At 69.3% G+C, this 26,056-nt stretch carries 31 protein-coding genes and 1 pseudogene; 20 read left to right on the top strand and 12 right to left on the bottom strand.

The features are described from left to right. Window positions 1–117: 117 nt before the first annotated feature. From Leucomu_RS13690 to Leucomu_RS13675, 4 genes are read left to right on the top strand one after another with little or no spacing between them, the layout of a single operon-like run. Window positions 118–1,245, top strand: coding sequence for an extracellular solute-binding protein (locus Leucomu_RS13690; protein WP_128387558.1), 1,128 nt, complete (start codon window positions 118–120; stop codon window positions 1,243–1,245). A gap of 3 nt (window positions 1,246–1,248) precedes the next feature. Then, window positions 1,249–2,148: an ABC transporter permease gene (locus Leucomu_RS13685; RefSeq protein WP_017883854.1), complete on the top strand. Its 900-nt coding sequence runs from the start codon at window positions 1,249–1,251 to the stop codon at window positions 2,146–2,148. Then, the gene (locus Leucomu_RS13680; protein WP_017883853.1) at window positions 2,148–2,933 is read left to right on the top strand and encodes an ABC transporter permease; all 786 of its coding nucleotides are present in this window, start codon (window positions 2,148–2,150) and stop codon (window positions 2,931–2,933) included. The genes Leucomu_RS13685 and Leucomu_RS13680 overlap by 1 nt, the downstream gene beginning before the upstream one ends. A gap of 5 nt (window positions 2,934–2,938) precedes the next feature. Further along, window positions 2,939–4,120, top strand: a complete 1,182-nt coding sequence (locus Leucomu_RS13675; protein ID WP_128387557.1) for an ABC transporter ATP-binding protein — start codon at window positions 2,939–2,941, stop codon at window positions 4,118–4,120. A gap of 111 nt (window positions 4,121–4,231) precedes the next feature. Here Leucomu_RS13675 and Leucomu_RS13670 read toward each other — a convergent pair whose 3' ends face one another. The 3 genes from Leucomu_RS13670 to Leucomu_RS13660 all read right to left on the bottom strand — a co-directional run bounded on the left by Leucomu_RS13670 (window position 4,232) and on the right by Leucomu_RS13660 (window position 7,916). After that, a complete protein-coding gene (locus Leucomu_RS13670; protein ID WP_164884574.1) occupies window positions 4,232–5,641 on the bottom strand; it encodes an MFS transporter in 1,410 nt (469 codons plus the stop codon). Window positions 5,642–5,781: 140 nt separating this feature from the next. After that, window positions 5,782–7,032, bottom strand: coding sequence for a M24 family metallopeptidase (locus tag Leucomu_RS13665; RefSeq protein WP_128387556.1), 1,251 nt, complete (start codon window positions 7,030–7,032; stop codon window positions 5,782–5,784). Window positions 7,033–7,175: 143 nt separating this feature from the next. Next, window positions 7,176–7,916, bottom strand: a complete 741-nt coding sequence (locus Leucomu_RS13660; protein WP_128387555.1) for a TetR/AcrR family transcriptional regulator — start codon at window positions 7,914–7,916, stop codon at window positions 7,176–7,178. Between the two features lie 138 nt (window positions 7,917–8,054). Between Leucomu_RS13660 and Leucomu_RS13655 the strand changes: the two genes are divergently transcribed. The 16 genes and pseudogenes from Leucomu_RS13655 to Leucomu_RS13580 all read left to right on the top strand — a co-directional run bounded on the left by Leucomu_RS13655 (window position 8,055) and on the right by Leucomu_RS13580 (window position 20,650). Further along, the gene (locus Leucomu_RS13655) at window positions 8,055–9,110 is read left to right on the top strand and encodes a polyamine ABC transporter substrate-binding protein (RefSeq protein WP_128387554.1); all 1,056 of its coding nucleotides are present in this window, start codon (window positions 8,055–8,057) and stop codon (window positions 9,108–9,110) included. Window positions 9,111–9,198: 88 nt separating this feature from the next. Beyond that, on the top strand, window positions 9,199–10,050 hold the full coding sequence (locus Leucomu_RS13650; RefSeq protein WP_128387553.1) for an ABC transporter permease: 852 nt from the start codon (window positions 9,199–9,201) through the stop codon (window positions 10,048–10,050). Continuing rightward, on the top strand, window positions 10,047–10,865 hold the full coding sequence (locus Leucomu_RS13645; protein WP_017883846.1) for an ABC transporter permease: 819 nt from the start codon (window positions 10,047–10,049) through the stop codon (window positions 10,863–10,865). The genes Leucomu_RS13650 and Leucomu_RS13645 overlap by 4 nt, the downstream gene beginning before the upstream one ends. Then, window positions 10,862–11,995 (top strand): ABC transporter ATP-binding protein, encoded by a 1,134-nt coding sequence (locus Leucomu_RS13640; RefSeq protein WP_128387552.1) that lies wholly within the window; start codon window positions 10,862–10,864, stop codon window positions 11,993–11,995. Before Leucomu_RS13645 ends, Leucomu_RS13640 begins: the two co-directional genes overlap by 4 nt. Further along, window positions 11,950–12,351 (top strand): cupin domain-containing protein, encoded by a 402-nt coding sequence (locus Leucomu_RS13635; RefSeq protein ID WP_128387551.1) that lies wholly within the window; start codon window positions 11,950–11,952, stop codon window positions 12,349–12,351. Before Leucomu_RS13640 ends, Leucomu_RS13635 begins: the two co-directional genes overlap by 46 nt. A 34-nt stretch (window positions 12,352–12,385) precedes the next feature. Next, window positions 12,386–13,507 (top strand): arginase family protein, encoded by a 1,122-nt coding sequence (locus Leucomu_RS13630; protein ID WP_128387550.1) that lies wholly within the window; start codon window positions 12,386–12,388, stop codon window positions 13,505–13,507. Between the two features lie 133 nt (window positions 13,508–13,640). Continuing rightward, a complete protein-coding gene (locus Leucomu_RS13625) occupies window positions 13,641–14,279 on the top strand; it encodes a helix-turn-helix domain-containing protein (RefSeq protein WP_017883842.1) in 639 nt (212 codons plus the stop codon). Continuing rightward, a complete protein-coding gene (locus Leucomu_RS13620) occupies window positions 14,276–15,646 on the top strand; it encodes an NAD(P)/FAD-dependent oxidoreductase (protein WP_128387549.1) in 1,371 nt (456 codons plus the stop codon). Before Leucomu_RS13625 ends, Leucomu_RS13620 begins: the two co-directional genes overlap by 4 nt. Window positions 15,647–15,686: 40 nt before the next feature. Continuing rightward, window positions 15,687–15,926 (top strand): annotated as a pseudogene (locus tag Leucomu_RS13615) (cupin domain-containing protein); the annotation flags it as partial. Between the two features lie 226 nt (window positions 15,927–16,152). Then, window positions 16,153–17,322 (top strand): FAD-dependent oxidoreductase, encoded by a 1,170-nt coding sequence (locus Leucomu_RS13610; RefSeq protein ID WP_128387548.1) that lies wholly within the window; start codon window positions 16,153–16,155, stop codon window positions 17,320–17,322. Window positions 17,323–17,560: 238 nt separating this feature from the next. After that, entirely contained in the window at window positions 17,561–17,836 is a 276-nt protein-coding gene (locus Leucomu_RS13605) for a hypothetical protein (protein ID WP_128387547.1), read from the top strand. A 56-nt stretch (window positions 17,837–17,892) separates the two neighbouring features. Continuing rightward, a complete protein-coding gene (locus tag Leucomu_RS13600; protein WP_128386391.1) occupies window positions 17,893–18,138 on the top strand; it encodes a hypothetical protein in 246 nt (81 codons plus the stop codon). A 366-nt stretch (window positions 18,139–18,504) separates the two neighbouring features. Then, window positions 18,505–18,711: a hypothetical protein gene (locus Leucomu_RS13595; protein ID WP_128387546.1), complete on the top strand. Its 207-nt coding sequence runs from the start codon at window positions 18,505–18,507 to the stop codon at window positions 18,709–18,711. 60 nt (window positions 18,712–18,771) lie between these two features. Then, entirely contained in the window at window positions 18,772–19,401 is a 630-nt protein-coding gene (locus tag Leucomu_RS13590) for an SOS response-associated peptidase family protein (RefSeq protein WP_128387545.1), read from the top strand. A 122-nt stretch (window positions 19,402–19,523) separates the two neighbouring features. Further along, entirely contained in the window at window positions 19,524–19,859 is a 336-nt protein-coding gene (locus Leucomu_RS13585) for a hypothetical protein (protein ID WP_128387544.1), read from the top strand. Then, window positions 19,856–20,650, top strand: a complete 795-nt coding sequence (locus Leucomu_RS13580; protein WP_128387543.1) for a hypothetical protein — start codon at window positions 19,856–19,858, stop codon at window positions 20,648–20,650. The genes Leucomu_RS13585 and Leucomu_RS13580 overlap by 4 nt, the downstream gene beginning before the upstream one ends. Before the next feature lie 67 nt (window positions 20,651–20,717). Here the strand turns inward: Leucomu_RS13580 and Leucomu_RS13575 are convergent, their stop codons facing one another. The 9 genes from Leucomu_RS13575 to Leucomu_RS13535 are packed head-to-tail and all read right to left on the bottom strand — an operon-like array spanning window position 20,718 to window position 26,055. Then, window positions 20,718–21,041 (bottom strand): hypothetical protein, encoded by a 324-nt coding sequence (locus Leucomu_RS13575; protein ID WP_128386627.1) that lies wholly within the window; start codon window positions 21,039–21,041, stop codon window positions 20,718–20,720. A gap of 4 nt (window positions 21,042–21,045) precedes the next feature. Then, window positions 21,046–21,294 (bottom strand): hypothetical protein, encoded by a 249-nt coding sequence (locus tag Leucomu_RS13570; protein ID WP_017883455.1) that lies wholly within the window; start codon window positions 21,292–21,294, stop codon window positions 21,046–21,048. Between the two features lie 3 nt (window positions 21,295–21,297). Continuing rightward, window positions 21,298–21,828: a hypothetical protein gene (locus Leucomu_RS13565; protein ID WP_128387542.1), complete on the bottom strand. Its 531-nt coding sequence runs from the start codon at window positions 21,826–21,828 to the stop codon at window positions 21,298–21,300. Continuing rightward, on the bottom strand, window positions 21,825–22,571 hold the full coding sequence (locus Leucomu_RS13560) for a hypothetical protein (RefSeq protein WP_128387541.1): 747 nt from the start codon (window positions 22,569–22,571) through the stop codon (window positions 21,825–21,827). The genes Leucomu_RS13565 and Leucomu_RS13560 overlap by 4 nt, the downstream gene beginning before the upstream one ends. Window positions 22,572–22,593: 22 nt before the next feature. Beyond that, window positions 22,594–23,508 carry a hypothetical protein gene (locus Leucomu_RS13555; RefSeq protein ID WP_128387540.1) on the bottom strand — a complete coding sequence of 305 codons (915 nt, stop codon included), beginning with the start codon at window positions 23,506–23,508 and terminating at the stop codon, window positions 22,594–22,596. Between the two features lie 22 nt (window positions 23,509–23,530). Continuing rightward, on the bottom strand, window positions 23,531–24,085 hold the full coding sequence (locus Leucomu_RS13550) for a hypothetical protein (RefSeq protein ID WP_128387539.1): 555 nt from the start codon (window positions 24,083–24,085) through the stop codon (window positions 23,531–23,533). After that, a complete protein-coding gene (locus Leucomu_RS13545) occupies window positions 24,078–24,695 on the bottom strand; it encodes a hypothetical protein (RefSeq protein ID WP_128387538.1) in 618 nt (205 codons plus the stop codon). The genes Leucomu_RS13550 and Leucomu_RS13545 overlap by 8 nt, the downstream gene beginning before the upstream one ends. Next, the gene (locus Leucomu_RS13540; protein ID WP_128387537.1) at window positions 24,692–25,210 is read right to left on the bottom strand and encodes a hypothetical protein; all 519 of its coding nucleotides are present in this window, start codon (window positions 25,208–25,210) and stop codon (window positions 24,692–24,694) included. Before Leucomu_RS13540 ends, Leucomu_RS13545 begins: the two co-directional genes overlap by 4 nt. Further along, on the bottom strand, window positions 25,207–26,055 hold the full coding sequence (locus tag Leucomu_RS13535; RefSeq protein WP_128387536.1) for a hypothetical protein: 849 nt from the start codon (window positions 26,053–26,055) through the stop codon (window positions 25,207–25,209). The genes Leucomu_RS13540 and Leucomu_RS13535 overlap by 4 nt, the downstream gene beginning before the upstream one ends. Between the last annotated feature and the right edge of the window lies 1 nt (window position 26,056).

Raw genomic sequence — 26,056 nt, 5'->3', positions numbered from 1 at the left:
GGCCGGGGTCGGCCCCGACGGCGGCTACTAGGTTCGGGAAGCGGCAGGGCGGAACATCCGCTCATCCGCAGGGGCAGCTGGGAGCGGCCCCACCATCACGATGAAGTGAGGAAGTACATGTCAATTCTCAGAGACACGAAGGTTCGCCGCGGCGTTTCGCTCGTGGCCGGAACCGCGGCGCTCGCGCTCGCGCTCGTGGGCTGCAGCGGAGGCGGCGACGCAGAGCCCGCGCCCGAGCGCGACCTCGGCACCCCCGTCGCAGGCGAGATCAAGGAGGGCGCGCTCGACGGCGTCACCCTCACGTTCGCGGGATCCGGCGGCGTCTTCCAGGACGGCCAGACCGAGGCCCTGTGGAACCCGTTCGCCGAGGCCTCCGGCGCGAAGTTCAACCAGGACGCCTTCGACGCGGGCAAGCTCAAGGCCATGGTCGACAGCGGCAACGTCAGCTGGGACATCGTCAACACCACCCAGTTCGACACCGCGCGCGGCTGCGGCACCCTCTACGAGGAGTACGACTACTCGCAGATCGACACCTCGAAGATCCCCGAGGGCACGATCACCGACGACTGCATGGTGCCGCAGATCCTCTACGGCCTCGTGGTGGTCTACAACACCGAGAAGTTCGGCGACAACCCGCCCACGAGCGCGGCCGACTTCTTCGACACCGAGAAGTTCCCGGGCAAGCGCACCGTGAGCCAGTCGACCTACGTCGACCCGCAGACGGTCGAGTTCGCGCTCACCGCCCAGGGCAAGGACGTGAAGACCCTCAAGCCCGAGGACATCGAGAGCGCGTTCGACATGTACCGCGACCTCGGCGACGACGTGATCGGCTGGACCACCGGCGCCCAGGCGCAGCAGCAGCTCGAGGCCGGCGAGGCCGTGATGGGTCTCGTCTGGTCGGGTCGCGGCTACGGCGCGGCGGCAGCCGGCGCACCCGTCGCCCCTATGTGGGACGAGTGGATGATCATGGTCGACTCGAACGGCATTCCGAAGGGCGTCAAGGACAAGCAGGCCGCCTTCGCCGCCGTGAACTACTCGATCGGCGCCGAGCAGCAGGCCAAGATGACCGAGCTCACCTCGTACGGCGGGGTGAACATCGACGCGAAGCCGCAGATGGACGAGCAGCTCACCGAGTGGATGACGACCGAGCACCTCGACACGGGTATCGCCCCGAACGTCGACTTCTGGGTCGAGAACTACGACGCGCTGTCGGCCGCCTGGGCCGGTTGGGCGACCGGAAACTAACCCATGAGCGAGGGCACTGTCACCGAGACCATCGCGGTCTCCGGTGCGGATGCCGGGCGGCGGAAGCGGGGGCCGAGGAATTGGCGCCCGCTTCTGCTGCTCATCCCGGCATTCGTGATCGTTTCTCTGTTCTTCCTGGCACCGCTCGTGGATGTGTTCATCCGCTCGGTCACCGACCCGCAGCCGGGGGTGCAGAACTACGTCTGGCTCGTCACCACCCCGGCGAACCTCAACGTGGTGCTGCGCACCTTCGGCACCGCGATCCTCGTGACGATCGTGTGCCTGCTGCTCGCGTACCCGTACGCGTACCTGATGACCATCGTGTCGGATCGCACCCGCAATCTGATGCAGCTCTTCATCATGATGCCGCTGTGGACCTCGATCCTGGTGCGCACGCTGGCGTGGATGGTGCTGCTGCAGGACACGGGCCCCATCAACGGGCTGCTCGCGGCGTGGTTCGGGATCGGTCCGATCCCGCTGATCCGCACGACCTTCGGCGTCGCGCTCGGCATGTCCCAGGTGCTGCTGCCGTTCATGGTGCTGCCGCTCTACTCGTCGATGGCGAAGATCGACAAGCGGCTGCTGCCGGCGGCGTCGAACCTGGGCGCGAACCCCGTTACGGCGTTCTTCACCGTCTACCTGCCGCTGTCGAAGCCCGGCATCTTCTCGGGCGGCGTGACCGTGTTCATCCTCGGTCTCGGCTTCTACATCATCCCCGCACTGCTCGGGTCGTCGAAGGAGATCATGATCTCGGCCCTGATCCAGCAGCAGATCAGCGTGTTCCTCATGTGGGGCCAGGGCACCGCCCTCGGCATCTTCCTGCTGGTGTGCACGATTCTGATCCTGGTGATCGTGTCGCGGTTCAACCGCGGCGGCAGCCTGTTCCCGGGGGTGGACCGCTGATGACTTCGAAGCGCATTCTCGGGGCGTTCTCGGTGCTGATCGTGCTGTGGCTGATCGTGCCGACCCTCATCATCATCCCGATGTCGTTCAACGAGGCCTCCTCGTTCAACTTCCCGCCGAAGGGCTTCTCGACCCGGTGGTACGAGAACTTCTTCACCGATCCGTCGTGGCTGCAGGCGCTGGGCTCGTCGCTGCAGGTCGCCGTGCTGACGATGATCGTCGCCACCGCGGTCGGCGTGCTGGCGGCGCTCGGCCTGTCGAAGGTGAGGTTCCGCGGCAAGGGCCTGATGGAGGGCTACTTCCTGCTGCCCCTCATCGTGCCCGGCATCGTGCTGGCGGTGGGCCTGTACTCGCTGTTCCTGCGCATGGACCTGCTCGGCACCCTGCCGGGGTTCGTGCTGGCGCACACCATCGTGTCGATGCCGCTGGTGATCACCAATGTGATGGCCTCGCTGCAGGGCCTCGATCCGCGGCTGGAACAGGCGTCGGCGAGCCTCGGGGCGGGGAAGGTGCGCACCTTCTTCAGCATCACCCTGCCGCTCATTGCGCCGGGTGTGACGGCGGGGGCGCTGTTCGCGTTCGTCACCTCCTTCGACGAGGTGATCCTCTCGCTGTTCATCCAGTCCCCGACCCTGCAGACGCTGCCCGTGAAGATCTTCAACAGCGTCACCCAGACCAATGACCCCACGGTGGCGGCGGTGGCGGTGATCACGATGCTCACTTCGGTGGTCGTGATGCTCATCGCCCAGTTCGCCACGAGGAAGAGAAAGCGACCGGTAGCGTGAACGCTATGACTCACAACGAGATCCCCGTGCCGGACGAGCACGAGCAGGAGCTGCGCGCGGAGGGCCTGAACACCTCGGCGATCCACCAGATCGGCGAGGCGGGCATCAGCCTGAACCAGGTGACGAAGCGCTACGGCGAGAACACCGTGGTCGACGAGATCGACCTCGTGATCGAGCCGGGCGAGTTCATGACCTTCCTCGGGCCGTCCGGTTCGGGCAAGACGACCACCCTCAACATGATCGCGGGCTTCACCTCGGTCACCGAGGGGCACCTGCACATCTACGGCAAGCCCGTGGCGAAGCTCCCTCCGCACAAGCGCGACATCGGCATGGTGTTCCAGAACTACGCCCTGTTCCCGCACAAGACGGTGGCCGAGAACATCGCCTATCCGCTGCAGCGCCGCAAGCTCGGCAAGGAGCAGCAGAAGAAGATGGTCTCCGACGCGCTCGCGATGGTGCGCATGGGCGAGTACGGCGACCGCTACCCGTCGGAGCTGTCGGGCGGACAGCAGCAGCGCGTGGCGCTCGCCCGCGCGCTCGTCTACGAGCCGCGCGTGCTGCTCATGGACGAGCCGCTCGGCGCGCTCGACAAGAAGCTGCGCGAGTGGCTGCAGGGCGAGATCAAGCGCATCCACCGCGAGGTGGGCTCCACGTTCGTCTACGTGACGCACGACCAGGAGGAGGCGCTGTCGATGTCGGATCGCATCGCGGTCTTCAACAACGGCAGGATCGAGCAGGTCGGCACGTCCGAGGATCTCTACGAGGCGCCGCAGACGCTGTTCGTGGGCCGGTTCCTCGGGGAGTCGACCGTGCTGCTCGGCAAGGGAGTGAAGGACGGGGATCGCCGCACCGCGATCGAGGTCGCCGGCCACCGCGTGGTCGCCGACGGCCAGTCGTCGCACGAGGATCTGGCGATCCTGATCCGCCCCGAGAACCTGCGCCTCGAGACCGCGGGCACGCCCGTGGGCGAGAACGAGAACTCGATCCCGGTCACCATCACCGACGTGACGTACCTGGGCGCCTCGCGGCGCTACACGGTGCGCCTGCCCGACGGCACGGAGGGGGCGGTGCGGCTCGGCCAGGAGGCCCGCATCCACAATCGCGGCGACGAGGTCGCCATGATGTGGAGCATCCCCTCGGGTGTGCTGCTCGTCGACACCGGCGAGGCGGGCGAGTCGACGACCTGAGATCGCTGGAGACGCCGCTGCTGCTGACGCAGACGGCGAAAGGCGGATATCGCACGCGAAGCCCGAGGGCCGCGTGCGATATCCGCCTTTCGCCGTGTCGGGGCGGGCGCGCTACGCCTCCATGTCGACGTCCTTGGTCTCGGGCGTCAGGATGAGCGAGACGAGCGTCAGCACCGCGGCGCCGGTCAGGTAGAAGCCCACGAAGACCGGGCTGCCCTCGGCGAGGCCCCACAGCCACACGGCGATGATCGGGGCGAGCGCGGCGCCCAGGATCGACGAGACGTTGTAGGCCACGGCCGATCCGGTGTAGCGCACGTTCGTGGGGAACATCTCGGGCAGGAACGCGCCCATGGGCCCGAAGGTGAGACCCATGAGGGTGAAGCCGAGGGCGAGGAAGAACATCACGGCCGCGGTGCCGCCGCCCAGCAGCGGCACGAAGGTGAAGCCGAAGAGGGCGATCGCCGCGGTGACCGAGATGAGGGTGCGGCGGCGGCCGAAGCGGTCGGCCAGCGGGCCCGACACCAGCGTGAAGATGCCGAAGAACACCACGCCGAACACGAGCATCAGGATGAACTGGTTGTAGCTGTACCCGAGGCCAGGCACGTAGGCGGAGGCGTCGAACGAGGCGCCCGCGGCCTCGGCGGCCCGCTGCGCGGCTTCGAGGCCCGGGCGGGTGCCGAAGGTGAGCGTGTACGAGGTCATCAGGTAGAACAGCACGTAGGTGGCGAGCATGGCGAAGGTGCCGAGGATGAGGCCCCTCCAGTGGTGCTTGAACGCCTCGGCGAGCGGCATGCGCGTCACCTTGCCGCTCTGCTTGACGCTCTCGAACGCGCTCGACTCGACGAGCTTGAGCCGCACCCACAGGCCCACGATCACCATGAGGGCCGAGAACAGGAAGGGCACCCGCCAACCCCAGTCGAGGAAGGCCTCGGAGGCGACGCCCGGGTGCTCGGGGTCGGCCAGCGCGTTGTTGATCACGAAGAACAGCATGTTCGCGATGATGAAGCCGAGCGGCGCGCCCAGCTGCGGGAAGGTGCCGTACCAGGCGCGCTTGCCCTGCGGAGCGTTCTCGGTGGCGACGAGCGCGGCGCCCGACCACTCGCCGCCGATGGCGAAGCCCTGCGCGAGGCGCAGCACGAGCAGCAGCACCGCGGCCCACACGCCGATGTTCTCGTGGGTGGGCAGCAGGCCGATCAGGAAGGTCGCGATGCCCATCGTGAGCAGCGATGCGACGAGCGTGGTCTTGCGGCCGAGACGGTCTCCGAGGTGGCCGAAGAACACGGCGCCGACGGGGCGGGCGAGCATCGCCGCGCCGAAGGTCGCGAACGATGCGATGAGCGCGGTGGTGTCGTTGCCCGTGGGGAAGAAGAGCACCGGGAAGACGAGCACGGCCGCGGTGGCGTAGACGTAGAAGTCGTAGAACTCGATCGTCGTGCCGATGAGGCTCGCGAGGATCACGCGGGACGGCTTGTTGCGGGGCGCACCGCTCGGGCGGGCGGGAGTGACGGAGGTGGCGGACAAGATGGGGGCAGCTTTCGGTCGCGGTGATGCGCCGGCCACGCAACGTCGTTGTGGTGTCGATGGCTCAGCGCCATTGACTGTGCGGCTCCCTTGTGGGGAACCGCACACCAGTGTACGCCCCCGCGCCGGGGGTCGGCCCGTTACCGCCCGACGACCATGATCTCGTGGGGGAGCTTCGACAGCAGCCGGGTGGCGTCGTCCTCGATGATGAACGTGTCGAGCAGACCGATGCCGCACATGCTCTCGAAGTTCGCGACCATGCCGGACTCGAAGACGCGATCGTCGCTCTCGCCGCCCACGACGGTGAACTTCCACTCGCCCACCCAGTCGGGCGGGAAGGCGATGCCCATCTCGTAGCCGCCGATCCAGACGCTCGAGTTGAGCTCGAACACCCCCGCGTCGCGGTAGTAGGCGTAGAGCTCGGCGTTGACGTCGCCGATGCGCACGCCGGGACGGGCGCGCTCGGTCAGGATGTCGAACGCGCCGGTGAGGATGCGCATCAGCTCGACCGCGCCGCTCGGGGGCTCCTTGAACGCGTAGAGCTGGGACCGGTTGGAGTGGTAGCGCTTGTAGACGCCGCAGGGGTCGACGTCGAGGAAGTCGTCCTCGGTGATCACCCGGTGGCCCGAGATCTCGTGGTAGACGCCGAGGGCGGCGAGGCCGACGAACGCGACCTGGTGCAGCCCGGCGGGCTCGCCCCCGGCCGCGGAGAGGCCGCGGATGAGCTCGCCGTGGGCTTCGAGCTCAGTCATGCCGGGGCGCAGCACGTTCGCGAGGTGCAGCAGGCCGGCGTCGCAGATCTCGGCCGCGCGCTTGACGGCGGCGATCTCGTCGGCGGACTTGATCATGCGCACGCGGCGGGCGGTGAGCGTGGCGTCGACCACGCGGGCGCCGGCGTCGAGCAGCGCGCCCTCCATCATGCGCGAGACCGCGGGGTTCGGGATCGCCGAGAACAGCTCGATGCCGACCCGCGAGCCGGCGACCCAGCCCTCCCCGGCGATCTCGGTGACGATGAAGCGCAGCATGCCGTCCCGCTCGTAGCGGGGGAGGAGCCTGACGTCGCGCGCGACGGAGGTTCTGCGGATCATCTCCGTGTGCTCGATGCCCTCGAACAGGATGTAGCCCGCGTCGACGCGCACGACGGTGCAGGTGAGAGGGCGCCAGTCGCGCGGGCCGTTCGCCTTGTACCAGCGCAGGGCGAGGCCGTGCAGCCAGTTCTGGGCCTCGGGGGAGGAGAGGACGAGCGTGTCCACGCCGTCCTCGGCCATGGCGCGCTGCAGCCGCACCAGTCGCGACGCGTACTCCTCGTCGGAGAAGGCGACGTGCGGGTCGGTTCCGGAGATCCGCTCCTGCTGTTCGGCGAGAAATCGGGTAATCGTTGAATCGAGCATGCTCACCTCTGAGTATCCCTGGGTCGAATCGGCGACGCCGAACCGGGCTCGACGTCGAGAGAATGCGATAATAACATATTATTGCGCTGTGGGCCGAGGGAGTCCGACTGGGGGCGCGGCCCCGGGTGTCGGCGTCGAGAAGGCTAGGCGCCGTGCTCGAGGAGCGCCGCGGCCACGACCTCGGGGGTGAGGGCGCGCGGCCTCGTCGCGTCGCCTTCGGCGGCGAGGCTCTCGATGTGGCGGGCCGCCTCCTCGGGGGTGACGCCGAGCTGCGTCGTCGCCCACTCGTTCAGGATCTGCAGCATGAAGTCGGGCGTGAAGACGTCGGGCTCGGCGAGGGTGCGGATGGAGAGGCCGTCCATGAGCGCGAGCATCCCGGCCGCGATGTGCCCCGGATCTGCGCCCTGCGGGAGTCGGCCCGCGTCGGCCAGGCGGTGCAGCGCCGCCTCGAGGGGCCGCGCCCACAGCTGGTAGACCTGGGTGGCGACCTCGCGCAGGTGGTCGGAGCGCCCCGACGCCGCCCACAGCTCGCTCCAGAAGCCCCAGCGCTCCGGGAATCCGACCGTGCCGAGCACGTGCAGGCGATTCATTCCGAAGATGAAGCGCAGTGGGTCGTCGTCGGAGCTCACCCGCTTCGCGCTCTCGTGCGAGACGACGCGCATCATCGCCGCGAAGGTGGCGTCGACGAGGTTCTCGCGAGTGTCGAAGTAGTGCTGGATCAGGCCGAGGCTCACGCCGGACTCGCGGGCGATGTCCTTGAGCTTGGCCGCCACGACGCCGTCGCGAGCGATGACCCGGATGGCGCCGGTGAGGATCTCGGCGCGGCGGCGGGTCGCGAGGTCGAGCTCCCCGGCGGGGGCGGTGTGCTCCATTGCGATGGTCACGCGTGTTCCCTTCTGGCGGGTTGCGGGCCGGCCCGCTCCGATCGGTGTATTCACCCTATGGGAACCCGACGGGTCTTGCACCGTAACAATAATGCGTTATTATAATAGTCCATTCATGCTGACGAAGGAGTCACGAAGATGAGAAAGTCACCCTTGAGGCTGGTGCCCGTCGCGGCGGTCGCCGTGCTGTCGCTCGCCGCGTGCTCGTCGGGCGCGGCGCCGGACGCCGCCGAAGGCGGCGGCTCGCTGGTGTTCGCGAGCTACGGCAGCGCCTACCAGGACGCGCAGAACGAGGCCTTCCTCGATCCCTGGGCAGCCGAGTCCGGCGTCACCGTGCAGAACGACGGCCCGACCTCGTACCCGAAGATCCAGCAGATGGTCGAGTCGGGCAACACGATCTGGGACGTCGCCGACACCGAGCCCTACTTCCCCGTGGCGAACTGCGGCACGCTCGTGGAGGAGATCGACTTCAGCAACATCGACACGTCGAACTTCCCCGAGGGCACCTGGTCCGACTGCTCGATCCCGATCGCCCAGTACTCCACGATGATGATCGTGAACACGAAGACCTACGACGGCGCCGACGCGCCCTCGACGCCGGCCGACTTCTTCGACCTCGAGAAGTACCCGGGCACCCGCATGGTTCCGGGTTGGGCCGGGGCCGGGGCGCTCGAATTCGCCCTGCTCGCCGACGGGGTCGCCCCCGAGGAGCTGTACCCGCTCGACACGGAGCGCGCCTACGCCAAGCTCGACACCATCCGCGACTCGCTGACCTTCTGGAACACGAGCTCCGAGTCGCAGCAGTCGATGGAGGACGGCTCGGCAGACCTCTGGCTCGCCTGGTCCGGGCGCGGCTACGAGGCCGAGCGCAACGGCGCCGAGATCGCACCGGTCTGGCAGGACAACCTGCTCGCGTGGGCGAGCATCTCGATCATCAAGGGCACCAAGAACCCCGAGGCCGCCCAGAGCTTCATCGAATACGCCGCCCAGGCCGAGCCGCAGGCCCGCTTCGCCGAACTGCAGCCCTACGCCCCCGCCGACCTGTCGGCGCAGCCCGAGCTCGACGAGCTGCAGCAGAAGTGGAACGTCGCCGACGCGGAGGTGCAGCAGCAGTCTGTCGTGACCGACGTCGAGTGGTGGGCCGAGAACTCCGCCGACGCGGAGGCCGAGTGGACCGCCTGGTCCACGAGCTGAGCCGGTGACCGCTTCGCCGCCAGCCGGAGGCGCCACCGCGCCCCGGCCGGCGGCACCCGGATCCCGCTCACCAGACCCTGGAGGTTCCATGCGCGCCTCGCGCCTCTTCAGCGGCGTCGCCATCGTGCCGGCGCTCGCCATCGTGCTGATCTTCTTTCTCCTGCCGATCGCCGTCATCATCGTGCGCTCGTTCACCGATCCCGAACCCGGGCTCGGGCAGTACACGGCGGCCCTCGCCGACCCGACGACCCTTCGAGTGCTCGGCCGCACGTTCGCGACGGCGGTCATCACGGTGATCGTGTGCGTGCTGCTGGGATACCCCTTCGCCTACCTGCTCACGCTGGTGGGCCCGACCGCGCGCACCCTGCTCATGGTGCTCGTGCTCGTGCCCTTCTGGACCTCGCTCATGGCGCGCACCTTCGCCTGGATCTCGCTGCTGCAGCGCGATGGCCCGGTCTCGGCGATCCTCGGCTTCTTCGGCGCCGAGAACGCGACCCTGCGCGGCACGCTCGCCGGCGTGGTGCTCGCCATCGTGCAGATCCTGCTGCCCTACATGATCCTCACGCTCTACACCGCTCTCGCGGCGATCGACCGGCGTCAGCTCGCCGCGGCGCAGAGCCTCGGCGCGAACCGATACCGCGCGTTCTGGCAGGTGTACCTGCCGCAGTCGCTGCCCGGCCTCTTCGCCGCGAGCTCGCTGGTGTTCATCCTCGCGCTCGGCTTCTACATCACGCCCCAGCTGATCGGCAGCCCGAAGGAGGCCATGATCGCCCAGGTCATCGGGCAGCGCGTGGAGAAGATCGTCGACTTCGCCGGGGCCGGTGCGCTCTCCGGCATCCTGCTGCTCGCCACGCTCGGCCTCTTCTGCGTGGTGATCCTCGCGGTGGCCCCGCTGCGACGAGGCGTCTCGCAGATGATCTCCGGAGGTGAGGCCCGATGAACGAACCCACACGCATCCGCCTGCCGCTGCGCATCTGGGCCGCGGTCGCGGCGCTACTGCTCGTGGCGCCGACGCTCGTCGTGATCCCGCTGTCGTTCTCGGACAAGCGCAGCTTCGCCTTCCCGATCGAGGGCTGGTCGCTGCAGTGGTACGAGAAGTTCTTCACCGACCAGCGCTGGCTGGGTTCGCTCGGCACGAGCCTCTGGATCGCGCTCGTCGTCGCGATCGTCGCCACCGCACTCGGCACCCTCGCGGCGCTCGGGCTGCGCGGTCTGCGGGCGAGGCTCGCGGCGACCGCGCAGGTCACGATGATGCTGCCGATCCTCGTGCCGGGCATCGTCGCGGCGATCGCCATCTTCGGCATGTACCTGCGCTGGGGGCTCAGCGGCTCGCCGCTCGGCCTCGTGCTGGCGCACCTCGCGCTCGCCCTGCCGTTCGTGCTGATCCCCGTCGGCACCGCCCTGCGCGGCCTCGACGAGACGCTCGTGCGGGCCGCCGCCGTGCTGGGCGCCGGGCCCGTCGCCCGCTTCACCCAGGTGCAGCTGCCGATCCTGCTGCCCGGCATCGTCACCGGCTTCATCTTCGCCTTCGTGACGAGCCTCGACGAGGTCGTCGTCGCGTACTTCCTGCAGTCGCCGACGGTGCGCACGCTGCCGGTGCAGATGTACAGCTCGGTGACCGTCGAGACCGATCCGAGCATCGCGGCGGCCTCCACGCTGCTGCTCGTGCTCTCCACCCTCATCATCCTCATCCCCCGCCTCGTGCAGGTCGTCCGAGAACGGCGTGCCGCGAAACGACTAGGAGACGTCGAATGACTGTGACCGCCACCGCTGGCGCCGAGCTCCGGCTCAGCGGCCTCGTCAAGCGCTACGGAGGCGCCGCCGCCGTACAGGACGTCGATCTCGACGTCGCATCCGGGGAGTTCCTGACGCTGCTCGGCCCGAGCGGTTCGGGCAAGACGACGACCCTCTCGATGGTCGCGGGCTTCACCACCCCGAGCGCAGGCAGCGTCGTGTGCGACGGCGCCGAGATCACGTCGGTGCCGCCCCACAAACGGGGCCTCGGCATGGTGTTCCAGAACTACTCGCTCTTCCCGCACCTCACCGTGCGGGAGAACGTGGAGTTCCCGCTGCGGCAGCGCGGCGTGCCGAAGGCCGAGCGCACGGAGCGCGCGCTCGCCGCACTCGAGCTCGTCGAACTGCACACGCGGGCCCAGGCGAAGCCGGGGCAGCTGAGCGGCGGCCAGCAGCAGCGCGTCGCGCTCGCGCGCGCCCTCGTCTTCGAACCCCGCCTGCTGCTCATGGACGAGCCGTTCGGCGCGCTCGACCGGGCCCTGCGCGAGCGGCTCCAGCTCGAGCTGCGCCGCCTGCATCGCGAACTCGGGATCACCGTCGTGTTCGTGACTCACGATCAGGAGGAGGCGCTGACCCTCTCCGACCGGATCGCGGTGTTCAACGAGGGACGGATCGAGCAGGTCGGCACCCCGGAGGAACTCTACGAGCACCCCGCGACGCTCTTCGTCGCGCGCTTCATCGGCGAGTCGAACGCGGTCGCGGGCGAGGTGGTCGGCGGCGAGTTCGTGGGCGCCGCGGGCATCCGGCTCGCCGCGGGCGACCTCCCCGACGGCCCGGCCGTGGCGATCGTGAGGCCCGAGCGCGTGCGGGTGCTCCCCGCCGGTGCGCCCGCCGACGAGTGCGAGCTGACCGGCATTGTCACCGATCTCACCTACCTCGGGGCGCAGAGCCGGCTCGAGATCACCACCGGCGCGGGCACGCTGATCGTGCGCTCCGGCGTCGAGTCGCCCACCCCCGCCGTGGGCGCCGAGGTGCGACTCGGCTGGTCGGCCGACCGCACCACCGTCTTCCCCACACGCGACGAAGCAACAGAAACGAGGAATCCATGGACCGCAACCCTCGCCCAGTCCACGTCAAGCTCGCAGAGCTGACCCCGGTCGACGCGGGATCCGCACCCACGAAGGTGCGGATCAACCGCATCATCACGCGCGCCGAGCACCAGAGCGAGCTCACGCAGGGCGTCTGCTGGATGGATCCCGGCGAGCAGACGAACCGCTGGTCGAGCCGGGAGAGCTTCGACCCCGCCGAGGCCGACCACTGGTACGGCCCCGTCGACGAGACGTACTACATCATCCGCGGGCGCCTGCGGCTCACCTGGGACGAGGGCGTGTTCGACCTCGGCCCCGACGACACCGTGTACCTCGCCCCGGGATGGACCTACCACCTCGAGAACGTGGGCGACGAGCCGGCCTTCTTCGTCTACAACATGACCCCGGCGCAGGAGTGACCATGGGAGCGACGACATCGGAGGGGGTGCGCGCATGACACGACGGGACCCCCTGGCCGTGCACTTCGACGCGCGGGTGCTGGACCACGACACGGGCAGCGCGCTGCACGAGACGGCCCCCAGCCCCTGGTTCGCGGCGAACGAGCCGCACACCGAGGGCCGGCTGCGCATCGAGCGGATGCACGACGTGCTGGGCCGCGGCCCGGCGGCCGACGCGATCCGCTTCGCACCCGGCCGGCTCGCCTCCGAGGAGGAACTGGCGCGGGTGCACGAGGCGGACTACGTCGCCGAGATCCGGCGGGCCGCCGAGCGGGGCGGGGGCTGGGTGACGGGCACGACCCGCCTGGCATCCGGCTCGTACGAGCCGTTGCTCGCCGCAGCCGGCACCGCGCTCGCCGCTGCCGAGACGGTGCTCTCGGGCGCGGCGCCCCTCGCGTACGCGCTGACGCGGCCGCCGGGGCACCACGCCCAGCGCGCGCAGGCGGACGGGTACTGCTTCTTCAACGGCGCCGCGCTCGCGGCCGACGCGGCCCGCCGGGCCGGGGTGGAGCGCGTGCTCGTGATCGACTGGGACGTGCACCACGGCAACGGCACGCAGGACATCTTCTACGAGCGCGACGACGTGCTCACCGTGAGCCTGCACATGGATCACGGCGCCTGGGGCGCGAGCCATCCGCAGACGGGCCGCCTCGAGGAGCGCGGAGCCGGAGCGGGCGAGGGGTTCAACCAGAACGTGCCGCTGCCGCTCGGAGCGGGCAACGCCGGGTATCTGCGCGCGTTCGACGAGGTGATCGCTCCCCTCGCCGAGCGCTTCAGGCCGGGCATGATCGTCTGCGCGAGCGGGCAGGACGCCAGCGCGTACGACCCCAACGGCCGCCACAACGTGTCGATGCCGGGCTTCCACGGCATCGGCGGACGGGTGCGCGAGCTGGCCGACCGCCACACCGACGGCCGGGCGATCCTGGTGCAGGAGGGCGGGTACAACCCGTCGTACGCGCCGTACTGCCTGCTCGCCACGGTCGAGGGTCTGCTGGGCCTCGACGCGACACCCGATCCGCTCGCGTACGTGCCCGATCAGACGCTCGGGCTCGACGACCTCTTCGCCGAGATCCGCGGGTTGACGGCTCTGCCCGGCGGTCCTGCGGCGGGGGAGTAGCGGCCTGCCGGCTTCGGCGACGGAGGCGCCTGCCCCCTTGCGCCGGAGCCGGCACGGTTGTACGTTGTGAAAAGAATACTGAACACACTGTTCAGTGAGCGTGCGGCTCCGGCCGCGGCATCGAGGAGGAGCCATGGGCGCGGCACCGCGCGACACCCCGGGGGAGGGCGACCTCGGCCGTCGCGTCGCGTCGTTCCGCCGGCTGCGAGGCATGAGCCTGCGAGCGCTCGCCGCCGCCGCCGGCGTCAGCTCCAGCTTCCTCAGCCAGCTCGAGAACGGGCGCACGAACGCGAGCGTCGCGTCGCTGCGCAAGGTCGCCGCCGCGCTTGGCGTCGCGCCGGCCCAGCTGCTCGACGACTCCTCCGCCCACACTCGTGGTGTGCTGCGCGCGGCCGATCGACCCACCCTGCCGCTCGCCGGTGCCGAGAAGCACGTGGTCGCCCTGCCGCCGCTGCGCAACCTCGAGATCTACGCCGGCCGCTTCCAGCCGGGCGGCTCGACCGGGGCCGACGCCTACACCCACGGCCACTCGCAGGAGATCGTCGTGGTCACCGAGGGGCGCGTGGTGCTCGAACTCGACGGCGCCCGCTACGACCTCGACACCGACGACTCGATCGAGTTCCTGAGCTCGGTGCCGCACCGGGTCGTCAACGAATCGAGCGCCCCCGCAGCGATCCTCTGGATCAACAGCCCACCCACTCCGGACGAGGCCCCGCACGCGCCGACGCCCGCCGAGACCCGTATCACCCGACAACGAAGGAACCCCGAATGATCAACGGCAACGTGTCCCACTGGTGGCAGCAGATCGGCGCTCCGAAACAGCGGCCCGAGCTGCCCGGGAACCTCACCGCCGACGTCGCGATCGTGGGGGCCGGCTACACCGGCCTCTGGACCGCGTACTACCTGAAGCAGGCCCGACCCGAGCTGCGGGTCGTGATCCTCGAGCAGCGGCACGTCGGCTACGGGGCATCGGGTCGCAACGGCGGCTGGCTCACGAACGCGATCACGGGCGGTCGCGAGCAGTACGTGCGCACCCACGGCAGGGATGCGGCCGAGCGCCTGCAGCGAGCCATGAACGAGACGGTCGACGAGGTCATCCGCGTGGCGGCGGTCGAGGGCATCGAAGCCGGCATCGTGAAGGGCGGCGAGTTCAACGTCGCGTACACGCCCGCGCAGGAGGCGCGCATCCGCTCCTTCGCCGCCGCGGAGCAGACGTGGAAGCACACCGACCTCGAACTGCTCGAGGCCGACGAGGCGAAGGCGAAGATCAACGTCGCGCACACGAGGGCCGCGGTCTGGCATCCGCACGCCGCGCGCATCCAGCCCGCCAAGCTCGCCGCGGGTCTCGCCGACGCCGTCGAGCGCCTCGGCGTCGAGATCTACGAGCGCACCCGCGTCGTCGAGATCGAGCCGCACCGCGTGCGCACCACCCACGGCACGGTGTCGGCCGAGTTCGTGGTGCGCGCCACCGAGGGGTTCACCGCGAACCTCAAGGGCCTGCACCGGCTCTGGTTGCCGATGAACTCGTCGCTGATCGCGACCGAGCCGCTCGCCCCCGAGGTGTGGGACGAGCTGAACTGGAACCGGGGCGAGGTGCTCGGCGATTTCGCGCACGTCTACATGTACGCGCAGCGCACCGCCGACGATCGCATCGCGATCGGCGGGCGCGGCGTGCCCTACAAGTTCGGATCGAAGACCGACACCGACGGTCAGACCCCGCCCGTCACGGTCGACACGCTGAGCGAGATCCTGCACCGCTTCTTCCCGGCCACCCGGGGCGCCGGCATCGACCACGTGTGGTCGGGGGTGCTGGGCGTGCCCCGCGACTGGGCCGCGACCGTGGGTCTCGACCGCGAGACCGGCATCGCGTGGGGCGGCGGCTACGTCGGCACGGGCGTCACCTCGACCAATCTGGCGGGGCGCACGATCGCCGACCTCATCCTCGGCGACGACACCGAGATCGCCTCGCTGCCGTGGGTGAACCACCGCGTGCGCAAGTGGGAGCCCGAGCCGCTGCGCTGGCTCGCCACGAAGGGTCTCTACGCCGCCTACGGCGTCGCCGACCGCAGCGAGCTCGCCGGCCGCGCGAAGACCTCACCGATCGCGCACATCGCCGACGTCATCACCGGCCGCCACTGATCCGCGCCGCCACCCCACCCCGAGACACCAGGAAGACCCCATGAGCGACACCATCGTCACCCACTCGGCCCACGACACGGCCGCCGCCGACCTCGGCGCCCACGCCCCCAAGCCGACCGCCCTCACCGACGGCCTCACCGAAGCCGCGACGACCACCTGGTCGAACGGCCGCATCGACACCGGCCTGTGGGAGTGCACCCCCGGAGACTTCACCGCCGAACGCAACGGCTACACCGAGATCTGCACCATCCTCGCCGGCCGCGTCACGATCGAGGTCGAGGGGCAGCAGCCCGAGCAGTTCGGGCCCGGCGACGTGATGGTGATGCCCTCCGGGTGGAGGGCGTCTGGCGGGTGCACGAGCCGCTGCGCAAGCACTTCACCACCATCGACGACTGACCCGGCCTCGGGGCGCTCGCTCGGAGGGGCGGCGGGATCCGCGGATCCGGGGCCCCTCCGAGTCGGTCTCGCCGAGCGAGCAGCCCGCCCGGGCCGAGAGGAACCGCACCATGAGCGACACCGCGATCGTCATCGGCGCAGGCGCCTGGGGCCTGCCCACCGCGCTGCAGCTGCAGGATCGCGGCTGGCGCGTCACCCTGATCGAGCGCTTCGACGCGGGCGGACCCTACGCGTCGAGCGGCGGCAGCACCCGCCTCTGGCGGCTCGCCGACACCCGGGTGTGGCGCGCGCGGGCCATGCTCGGCACGCTCGGGGCGATGGAGCGGCTGAGCGAGCGCCTCGGCACACCGGTCTTCCGCCGCACGGGACTGCTGTGGCGAGACCACTCATCCCTGCCCGACGTGGCCCAAGCGCTCGCCTCGATCGGCCAGCCCGTCGAGCGCGTCGCCGCCGACCGGGTGGCGGAGCGATTCGCGGGGCTGCGGCCCGACGGCCGTGACGCGCTGTTCGTGGAGCAGGCCGGCGTCGTGCTCGCCGATCGCCTGCTGCGGGAGGCCCTCGCCGCTTTCACTGCGACGGGCGGTCGGTACCGCCCGAGCACGCGCGCGACGGGGATCGAGCCCGGAGTCCGATCGGTGCGGGTCGCACTCGCCGACGGCGACGCCCTCGAAGCCGACCAGGTGCTCGTCGCGGCCGGGCCGGGCACCGCCGAACTGCTGCCCGGGCTCGATCTCGCACTGCCGCTCACGCCCTACATCGAGCAGGTGGTCACCATCGGCGATCCCGCCGCCTCGCCGCCGGCGCCGGATCTGCCCGGCCTCATCGACTGCCCCACCGGCGACGCGCCCGGCGTCTACGCCATGCCGAACGGAGCGGCTGGCTACAAGGTGGGGCTCGACCAGCCGCTCCGCCCCCTCGCGGGCGGCACGCTCGGCGACGACCTCGACCGAGCCGAGCACCCCCGCCGCACCGAGCAGATCCGCGCCCGCGTCGAACGCGACCTCACTGCCGTGCCGCCCCGCGTGCTCGCGACGCAGGTGTGCACGTGGACCGACTCCGGCGACGGCGACTTCATCGTCGGCCGCACCCACCCGCGGGTTGTGCTCGCGTGCGGCGACTCCGGCGAGGGCTTCAAATATGCTGCCTTCATGGGCGAGTACCTCGCCGATCTCATCGAGGGAGGAGCGGGGGATCCCGAGTTCCAGCGGCGCTGGCGCCCGGGGCGCTTCGGCCGCGACACCCCGCCCCGCACCCGCTTCGACGCCATCGGCAGGCACTGACCCCGCCTCCGATCCGTCGCCGGGGGAGGCCCACGCACCCAGACCCACCCACATCGAACGCTATCAGGCCCATCACCGTCGATTACAGTGCAGTGCGGTGCACCACCGCGCACCGCCTGGACCCGCATCAACACGCCAATCTCGGGGGTCCAGGGTCACCGCGTGGGGCAGCGCACTACCGCCTATTACAGTCCCCCTCTGCCCCACGTTTGCCCCACGCGCGCGGTAGTCTCGGATCATGTTGCTCACCACAATCCGCCAGGTCGAATCGGTCGCCATCGAGGTGAAGGGAGAAGGGCTCCCCGAGGTGCAGGAGCAGCTCGAGAAGAACCGCCCAGAAGGGTTCGTGCTCGTGCAGGCCCCGGTCACCATGAAGAAGGGCGAGACCGCCATCACCGCGCTCGGCACCTACGCGCGGCGCGACGCAACGCGAGAGGTCGAGGGATCGAGCTACGCCGAGCTGCGGGCCGCGGCGCCCGCGGGGTGGCAGATGCTCAGCGTGCGTCGGGTCTGATGTCGGGGGTCGCGGCTACTCTCGCCCGCATGGGAGGAATGCCGTGGAGCCCGATGATGACGCTGACGCGCGTCAGCGATGAAGAGGCGTGGATGTACGACGGGGCGATCCGGGTCGCGATCATCCGCCGGGTGCGAATCGGGCGCCCGTCCGCGCTGCTCTGGCGCTCGGTGACCGGCGACGAGGATCCCGACGTACGCGCCCTCGTCGGGTACTTCCCGAGCGTGCAGATGGCTGCCGCGGTGACGTGGCGATCCTGGGATCAGCGACACAAACCCGTCGAGGGGCGCAGCCTGTCGTGATCGGATCGACCCCCGCCGCGTAACATCATGTTGCACAATTGTGCCACATGATGTTACACTAGAGACGTCGGGGAGATACCCCGACAGAGAGGGAGGGAAACATGGAGATCATCGGGTTCTTCACCGCACTGGTCAACCTCATCACCGCCCTCATCCTCTGGCAGACCGCGAAGCGCAACCGGCGCAACCGCGACTGACAGAGAAGGGCCCCGAGTAGCCGTTAGATACTCGGGGCCCTACCCCTCCATCCTACGTCCACCAGGAGCCCCTCATGCAGACCCTCACCCTCACCCTCACCCTCATCATCTCCATCGCCGCCGCGGTGATTGCTGTGGCCGCGCTCATCTACGCGATCCGAGGCCGACGATGACCAACCACGCCCGCGCCCTCACAGCCGCCGCCGACCGCCTCGAGCAGGCCCACGCCGCCCGCGACGCCGCGATCCTCGACGCCCACGCCGCCAAGATCCCCCAGACCGCGATCGCCGCCGCCGTGCGCCTCTCCCGCATGCAGGTAAGCCGCATCATCGCGGCGGCGAGCGCTGCCGTCGATCAGGAGTCGCGCTCGGAGTAGCCCCTCGCCCTCGTAGGGCAGGGGGTATCTTCGGCCGGCGCGGCGGCGTAGCCTGAGCGCATGTGCAACTCGTACGGGCTCGGCGGCTACCTCCACCCTGGCGAAGAGCCGCGTGACCCCCTCCGCCCGCTCGACCAGCGCGAGTCCGAGCGTGCGATCGCGGAGTGGGCACAGGGCCGCGACGGCAGGGCCGCGATCACGGGATCGAAGGCCCGCAACCTGAACCCCATCATCAGAGCCGGAGGTGGTGATCGTGAGCTCGTGTTCGCGTGGTGGTGGCTCTGGCTCGACGGCAGCGGGCCGGTGAAGTTCTCCGCGTTCAACTCTCGCGACGACCGGCTGTTGCGCTCGTGGAAGCGTCCGTTCCAGCGCCGCGCGCTGCTGCCGGCGAGCTGGTACGTCGAGAAGAAGGGGCGCTTCGCGTTGCCTGAGGGCGAGCAGTTCGGGATCGCCGCGGTCACCTCCACCGTCACCACCGACGACGGCGAACTCACCACGTACTCGATGGTCACCCGCGACGCGCCGGCGGGGAGCGAGGCGGCCGACTACTGGCCGCGGATGCCGCTCGTGCTCCCGCGCGACGAGCACGACGAATGGCTCGACCCCGAACGCGCTGGTGATGCCGAGCTCGTGGCGCGGGTGAAGCTCACGAGCGAGGAGATCTCGCGTGCGATGACGACCTCGGTATGACTGCAGAGAAAGGGCCCTAGGGATATACAGCCACCATTTCCGCTGTATGAATCGTCGAGAATATTGGTCCACGTTTCACTCGACACTTTGAGGTACTGTGGGGTAAGACTACGGAGGATGCGATGAAATACGAATTGCAGACCACGTTGGGTGTCATCCTGGATGCAGGCGACTCGATCGATCAGGTTATCGAGCGCTTCAGGAATGCCATGCGCGCGGTGTTGAGCGATGCTCAGTACGCCGGTGTTGCCGCACACCGAGTAGTTCTCGGCGACCGCCCCCTAGAGATCGTCGTTGGCATCCTCTTCACTGACGGCGTACGCGCGGAATACGCTGACGATATGGCGACTGAGATCCTGGACCAGGCGATCACTCGGTTCCGCAACGAGGAGAAGAACAGCCGCGAGGATACTCAGGTCAGCGAGGAGTCTGTCCGGCTGCAGTCGGTTTATGCATGACGCCCGGCCGACCTAGCACTCCCGGTGAATCGGCTGGTGCTTGGGTAGAAGATAAGCTTCGTCGCTATGGCACCGAGTTCCTCTCAGCCGTCTCAATCTTCGCCACGGCAATTGCCTCGGTACCAGGAGTGTTTCTCGGCCCCATAATTTGGATCGGCATTGGCGTAGCGCTTGCCCTGGTTGCCGCCGTGTTCCGCGGCAAGTTAACCGAGTCCCTCCATTCGATTCGGAACGAGAGGGACGACGCTGTCGAACGCGCCGATGCCAGCATCCAGGCCTTGCGCGATGCGATTCAGCCGCTGGCTCACAACCTAAGCGCTTACCTCGAACTCACCGAGTCACATCAGCGCCTTTCCGTGTACTGCCACCACGTGAGCGAGTTTCGGATCCTCGCCCGGGTCGCCAAGAATCCCCACTTCCAGTCGGGCGGCCGATCGAGCTACCCAGAAACCCAAGGGGTCATCGGCACCGTCTGGACTGGAGGCAATGCTTCTGTACGCGCAGGCAACTCCGAAACCTGGGAGGACTGGGTGGCCCGTTTTGGATTCACTCCGGAAGAGGCCGCAGGCCTGAAGATGAAGTCACACTCCATCGCGGCGGTTCGTCTCGAGTACAACCGTGAGCCGGTGGGGATCGTGCTCATCGAGAGTGAGAATCGCAATGGGATCAAGCCTGCGCAATTCGAGAAGTTGCAGAATTCGTACATCACCAGTTCTCTCGCAGAGCTGCTAGCCATTGCTGGCCCCCTCATACTTTTTCCAGCAGATCAAGACGCCGAGCAATTTAGGTAGTAGCTTCATACGCAGAAGATGCCCCCACCCTCCCGGAGGAGAGTGGGGGCACATTGCGTCGGTGGGGTCAGTCGGCGGCGTAGCGGGGCACGTAGTGAGGGCGGGCGTCGGATCCGAGCATGATGCGTTCAACGGCCGGCCAGCGATCGCCGAGCCACTGCGCGAGCCTCTGGTAAGCGAGGATCACGAGCGCGATCACGAGCGCCTGCAGCAGCGCGAGTGCCGGCACCGACACGATGCCGGCCTCCGCGATCACGCCGTCGACCCACGCGAGCGCGGCGGCCAGCGCGGGGATCTGTGCGACGAGGCGGGCGACGAGCACGGCGATCAGGGCGGCCATGATCGTGCGCCGGTCCTGGTTCTTGCGATCGGTCTTGGTCTGGGTGGTCATGGGGTTACTCCTTCATGAAGGGGGGCAGGGTGTCTTGGGTCCAGGTGCCGGTCTTGAGCATCTCGACGCGGTGCGCGTGCAGGCTCTCCTTGAGTTTGCGGTTCTCAGTGAGCGCCGCGGCGTGCGCGTCGACTTGCTGGCGGCGCTGCTCGGTGGACTGTTGGATGCGGTTGGCGAGGATGCGGCCGAGCCACACGAGGAGGGCGCCCGCGAGGGTGTACCAGAGCTTGTCGGGGCTGTCGATGATTCCCACCGGCTACCCCCTCGGCTTGAACGGGTACCGCCAGATCATCCCGAGACGGAGCGCGAGCACGCAGGAGGCGATGAGGATCACACCGGCCTGGGTGAGTCGCGACCCGGTGGACTGGAAGTGGAGCACGATCACGATGTACGCGTACGCGGCGAGACCGGCGACCATCGCGACGATCGCCCACCGCTCGAGCTCCCACCATTCCCGCCAGCCCGCGAGCATGCCGAGCGCACCACCGACGAGGAACATCAGGCCAACGACGGTCATGCCGCCGGCCCCGAACACGCCCTCGAGCGATTGCGGCGGCCACGCGAGCGTCACCACCCCCGTCGCGACGAACAGGGCGTAAGCGCAGGCGTACACCGTGGACGCGTAGCGAGGTTCGGGGACGAGGCGCAGCCAGCGCGCCCGCACCCACCCCGCCACGGCGCGGGCAGGCTGTGCGCCGTGCTCGCGCGCCCACACGGTCGCAGTGAGCGCCGCGAGCACGAGCAGCGCGAACCCAGCTGCGGCGAGCGCGGTCGCGATCGGGCTCACGCGTACTTCTCCTTGAGCTCGAGCCAGCGCTCCACGGTGACTTCCATCGGCTGTCCGAACTGGCTCGCGAGTGCGTTCGCGTACTGCTTGCGGGCGCCGTTCTTGTCGTACTCCTCCCAGGAGCCCTTCACGCCGGGGCGGTAGATCGCGTATGCGGGAGAGCCGTCCTGCCGGGCGCCAGTGGTCAGAACAATGAGATGCATGGGGTCGTCCTTTCGTCGTCGCGCACGCGCGAGCGCCGCGGCCTTCTGCGACGCGGCGAGCGCCGGCGTCTTGGAGGTGTGGAAGGCGCCCACGGTGAGCGCCTTCGGGCGGAGCGCGCCGAGCACACCCCGCGGGATGAGATCCGCGATCTGCACCGCGCCCGGGTTCTGGGTGAGGCAGCGCAGCATCCCGTTCGCGAGCACCTCGAGCAGGGTCGCGATGTGCGAGAGCGGGTACCAGACCGACCCGAGCTCCCAGATCACGACGTCGCCCGGGCGGAAGGGTTGGCCGGCGGGGATCTTCTCGAACCACTGCCCGAGGCCGGAGCGGTCGAAGTGGTGCCAGACGTTGCAGGCCCAGCCCGCGTGCGGGCCGGTGCCGCCGGCGTTCGTGTATGTCGGCCACGACGGAACGCCGAGGAAGTTCGTCGCGTAGTGCGACCACTGGTCCCAGCACTGCGCGCCGAACACCTTGTCGACGTCGATCCACTGGTAGCGGACGCGCTGCACGTAGGCGGCGAGATCTGCTTCGGTGAGCACGATGGCTCCTTTCTGTCGCAGGTCAGGAGCGGATCGCGGTGACGCGCCATCCGACGGTCACGGGGCGGGCCGCGTTGCCGAACTGCATGACGCGGCAGGCTACCGTGGTGTTCCCGGTGCCGGGCGTGACCGATGCCACCGAGAAGAACGCGAAGCCGGAGCCGGTCTCGGTCGCCTCGATCTGCAGGAACTCCCGCGCGGGGTCGATCTGCACCGGGATCGTGAGGTTGAACGAGCGCCCGAAGAGGCCCGCCCCGAGGTCGGTCCATGCGGTCGTCGGGGCCGGGATCACACCCGATGCGCCGTCCTTCCGCCACGTGCCTCCGATCCTGATGTACGTGGCCTTGTCGGCAAGGCAGAATGCTTCGGGCCCATCGGCGGGCGCCCAGGTGTCGAGCTCGGCCGCGGTGCGCACGACGAGCGTGCCGCCGGCGGCGCAGGTGAACGGGGCGATGTCGACGCCCGCGACGCCGGCGGCCTGCGTCGAGGTGACGCCCGCGGGGACCACGAACCGGGCGAGTTCGAGCGCGCCGACAGGCAGTGAGGGGTCGACAGGGTTCACGGCCGGGGTGCCCTGGCGCACGCCGAACTCGGGCGTGGAGGATCCGTCGGCGTTCGCGGTGAACCGGGCTCGCATGTAGACGATGTCGATGCGCGAGTTCGAGGCCGGCGCGGCCGTGGTCGGCACCGTGACCGCGCCGTCATTCGCGACGAACTCGACCCCGCCCGGGGTGCGCATCGTGACCGCGCGCAGATCCCGCACGAGGTACGCCATCGACGCCGTCGGGCTCACAATGCGCGCGGGGGAATCGAAGACCACGCCCGGGCGCGGCACGCCGGCCGCGTCACGGACGACGAGGGCCGCGTTCGTGAGGCGGGTGTCGGTGACGGACTGGCCGGCGGTGCTGTCGGTCGGGAAGCTCTGTCTGAGGGTCATCTGGGGCTCCTTCGTGAGCTCGTTAGGGGGCGACCCGGGCAGAGACCGAGCCGCCGAAGACGTACAGGTTGGGGTAGGCGTTGACCGCGAGCACCTCGAGCCGCACCGTGACCGGCTCCCCGATGGGCACCTGCAAGATCACGGTCTTGTAGCCGGTGGGTTGGAAGGTCGCGCCGCCGGAGACGCCGACGCGGCGGGCCGGGTTCTCGCGCACGCTGTCCCGGGTGACGATCACGCCCGCGTTCTGCCCGGTGATCGTGTAGCAGAAGTAGCCGTCTCCGTTGTTCACCGACCCGCCGAAGGTGATCTCGATGCGGCCCGTCGGCGACGTCACCTGCACGGCCGGCATCCCGGCCGCCCAGGATCCCTGCGACAGCTGCTTCTGGTCGGTGAACTCCGCGTACCGGACATCGGCGACCGCGCGCAGCATCTCGACCGTCTCGGTGAGATCGCGCAGCACGAGGTTGCGCTGCGTGCCGGACGGGGCCTCGAGCTCGCGCAGCCGGCGGTCGACCTCGCCGAGCATGCGGGCGAGGATGCCCTGCTCGGTGTCGGGCTGCGGCATCGGGTCAGCCATCGCTGTAGTCCATGCCCGTGGTGATCTTCACCCACTCCGACCCGGCCTCGCCCGCGAGGGTGAGGATCCGCCGCCGCACCGGCTCCCCGGGCAGGTACCTGCCCCGGTCGACGTTGAGCACGCAGTAGTCACCCACCCGGTACTCGTCGAGCCGGGGCGACACCGACTTCTGCACCGAGAAGTCCCAGAACTCGGGAAGCTTCGCGGCCTTCAGGATGCCGGCGCGCGCGTACCCGTCGATCGTGTCCTGCCGGGTGACGGTCGTGTGCGAGGTATCGACGATGTCCATCAGCGGGAAGCCGGCCTGCACGAGGTAGGGATCCCAGGCGTACCCGCAGAGCACGAGGTCATCGCCTCGGCCGGCGAGCGCCCACGACGCGGAACCCATCGTGCTCGGGTCGATCTCGACGGTCACATCCGACATCGGCGACCACTCCGCCGACACCTCCCACACGTGCTCGATCGGGGAGGCGAGACGAGGCTGCGCCTCTGTGCCGCTCACCATGTCCCAGACGACCCGATTCGGGCCGTCCCAGCGGGGCCTGAAATCGAAGTCTGGGCCGCCGATCACGTCCGAGAGCTGGGTGAGTGCCTCGTCGATTTTCTTCATCTCGGCACCCGAGTAGTTGCGGTCGCGGGTGCCGCCGCGCGGGGCCTGCAGCGTGATCGGGAGCTGCCCGCCCGGGGCGAGCATGGCCTGCGCGACGAGCTCGCGCCCGATCGACCCGAGATCAAGTCCCGACAGGTTCGTGTCGCAGGAAGGGTCCGGCTCCCCGTGGGGAGCACGACGGTGCCCTGCGCGTACGCGATCGGGGGCAGCACGCGCCGCTGCAGCATCATGTGCCGCATCCCGCGCGCAGTGAACGCGAGATCCTGGCCCGGCTCGTACTGGTGCGGCACGATCGGGCCGCCCATCAGCCGCCCCTCCTCCTCGACGACGAGCGAGTGCTTCCACGGCGTCGCTAGGTTGCGCCAGTCGCGCTCGTACTCGTCAGGATCCTCGATCGACGCCGTGTAGCGAATCGTCTCGGGCCGGTTCAGTGCCGCATCCCACTCGTAGGTCGGGTCGACCTCGTCGACCACGTGCCCGGTCGTCGTCTCGACGATGAATGCTCTGCTGCTCACCATGCGCTCCTCACTCGTCCCGCGTAGTAGGCCCCCACCCCGGGGGCGTCGTACTCGGCCTGCACCGTCACCTGCTCGCCGGCCTCGACCGTCCACCACTGCCGCCACGTGAGATACCGCGACACGTCCGACTGGCCGTCGAGCATCGCCCGCCGCGTCCGAAAGTCGATCTCCACATAGCTGCCGTAGGGCACGATCAGGTCGATCCCGACGCGCTGCTGCGTGTCGATCCGCACCATCTCCGCCGCCGAGAACCCTCCATAGAGCCGGTAGCTCGGCGCGCTGGCCTTCTGGCCGTGGTTCGTGAGGGTGAGCCGCCCATCCGAGCCGCTCCCGGTCCCCCACACGAGCGGCCACCGCGCCGGCCACGTCAGACCCCCAGAGGCGTCCTCCCGCAGCCTTGCCGACACCCACTCATCACCGACCGAGTACCGGCGTGGATCGTCAGCGGAGAGCTCGATGGTGATCAGGTTGTGCTTGCGGCCACGGTAGGAGGGCACGTCGACGTCGATGACGCGCACCTCGCGCTCGGTGGTGCGCACGTGGTCAGTGACGAGCATCAGGATCGGGGCGTCGGCGCCGAGCGCGCCGATCCGGTCCTGCTCGGCCACGAGCTCGGCGGGGCTCGTGGCGAGGAAGTGGGCCTCGACGGTGATGCCGAGGCTCGAGCGGAGCGACCGCCGCGCACGGAATGATCCGTGCGCGGTCGGCCGCTCGCGCCGCTCGGTCTTGTCGCTCGAGAGATCGAACCACCCCTCGAGCGACTTGAACCCCCAGCCGCGATCGGCATGATCGGGCATCTGCACCGTGCCGAGCACGGGGTCGACGAACTCGATCAGCGCCATC

It is taken from the genome of Leucobacter muris (genome assembly GCF_004028235.1).
GTDB lineage: Bacteria > Actinomycetota > Actinomycetes > Actinomycetales > Microbacteriaceae > Leucobacter > Leucobacter muris.
This window is presented reverse-complemented; position numbering and strand designations above follow the sequence as displayed.

What these genes read in the sequence shown, in the direction of transcription:
- Leucomu_RS13690 (WP_128387558.1), top strand. Translation starts at nt 118, where the DNA reads ATGTCAATTCTCAGAGACACGAAGGTTCGCCGCGGCGTTTCGCTCGTG.
- Leucomu_RS13685 (WP_017883854.1), top strand. Translation starts at nt 1,249, where the DNA reads ATGAGCGAGGGCACTGTCACCGAGACCATCGCGGTCTCCGGTGCGGAT.
- Leucomu_RS13680 (WP_017883853.1), top strand. Translation starts at nt 2,148, where the DNA reads ATGACTTCGAAGCGCATTCTCGGGGCGTTCTCGGTGCTGATCGTGCTG.
- Leucomu_RS13675 (WP_128387557.1), top strand. Translation starts at nt 2,939, where the DNA reads ATGACTCACAACGAGATCCCCGTGCCGGACGAGCACGAGCAGGAGCTG.
- Leucomu_RS13665 (WP_128387556.1), bottom strand. Translation starts at nt 7,032, where the DNA reads ATGCTCGATTCAACGATTACCCGATTTCTCGCCGAACAGCAGGAGCGG.
- Leucomu_RS13655 (WP_128387554.1), top strand. Translation starts at nt 8,055, where the DNA reads ATGAGAAAGTCACCCTTGAGGCTGGTGCCCGTCGCGGCGGTCGCCGTG.
- Leucomu_RS13650 (WP_128387553.1), top strand. Translation starts at nt 9,199, where the DNA reads ATGCGCGCCTCGCGCCTCTTCAGCGGCGTCGCCATCGTGCCGGCGCTC.
- Leucomu_RS13645 (WP_017883846.1), top strand. Translation starts at nt 10,047, where the DNA reads ATGAACGAACCCACACGCATCCGCCTGCCGCTGCGCATCTGGGCCGCG.
- Leucomu_RS13640 (WP_128387552.1), top strand. Translation starts at nt 10,862, where the DNA reads ATGACTGTGACCGCCACCGCTGGCGCCGAGCTCCGGCTCAGCGGCCTC.
- Leucomu_RS13635 (WP_128387551.1), top strand. Translation starts at nt 11,950, where the DNA reads ATGGACCGCAACCCTCGCCCAGTCCACGTCAAGCTCGCAGAGCTGACC.
- Leucomu_RS13630 (WP_128387550.1), top strand. Translation starts at nt 12,386, where the DNA reads ATGACACGACGGGACCCCCTGGCCGTGCACTTCGACGCGCGGGTGCTG.
- Leucomu_RS13625 (WP_017883842.1), top strand. Translation starts at nt 13,641, where the DNA reads ATGGGCGCGGCACCGCGCGACACCCCGGGGGAGGGCGACCTCGGCCGT.
- Leucomu_RS13620 (WP_128387549.1), top strand. Translation starts at nt 14,276, where the DNA reads ATGATCAACGGCAACGTGTCCCACTGGTGGCAGCAGATCGGCGCTCCG.
- Leucomu_RS13610 (WP_128387548.1), top strand. Translation starts at nt 16,153, where the DNA reads ATGAGCGACACCGCGATCGTCATCGGCGCAGGCGCCTGGGGCCTGCCC.
- Leucomu_RS13605 (WP_128387547.1), top strand. Translation starts at nt 17,561, where the DNA reads ATGTTGCTCACCACAATCCGCCAGGTCGAATCGGTCGCCATCGAGGTG.
- Leucomu_RS13600 (WP_128386391.1), top strand. Translation starts at nt 17,893, where the DNA reads ATGACGCTGACGCGCGTCAGCGATGAAGAGGCGTGGATGTACGACGGG.
- Leucomu_RS13595 (WP_128387546.1), top strand. Translation starts at nt 18,505, where the DNA reads ATGACCAACCACGCCCGCGCCCTCACAGCCGCCGCCGACCGCCTCGAG.
- Leucomu_RS13590 (WP_128387545.1), top strand. Translation starts at nt 18,772, where the DNA reads ATGTGCAACTCGTACGGGCTCGGCGGCTACCTCCACCCTGGCGAAGAG.
- Leucomu_RS13585 (WP_128387544.1), top strand. Translation starts at nt 19,524, where the DNA reads ATGAAATACGAATTGCAGACCACGTTGGGTGTCATCCTGGATGCAGGC.
- Leucomu_RS13580 (WP_128387543.1), top strand. Translation starts at nt 19,856, where the DNA reads ATGACGCCCGGCCGACCTAGCACTCCCGGTGAATCGGCTGGTGCTTGG.
- Leucomu_RS13575 (WP_128386627.1), bottom strand. Translation starts at nt 21,041, where the DNA reads ATGACCACCCAGACCAAGACCGATCGCAAGAACCAGGACCGGCGCACG.
- Leucomu_RS13555 (WP_128387540.1), bottom strand. Translation starts at nt 23,508, where the DNA reads ATGACCCTCAGACAGAGCTTCCCGACCGACAGCACCGCCGGCCAGTCC.
- Leucomu_RS13550 (WP_128387539.1), bottom strand. Translation starts at nt 24,085, where the DNA reads ATGGCTGACCCGATGCCGCAGCCCGACACCGAGCAGGGCATCCTCGCC.
- Leucomu_RS13545 (WP_128387538.1), bottom strand. Translation starts at nt 24,695, where the DNA reads ATGAAGAAAATCGACGAGGCACTCACCCAGCTCTCGGACGTGATCGGC.
- Leucomu_RS13535 (WP_128387536.1), bottom strand. Translation starts at nt 26,055, where the DNA reads ATGGCGCTGATCGAGTTCGTCGACCCCGTGCTCGGCACGGTGCAGATG.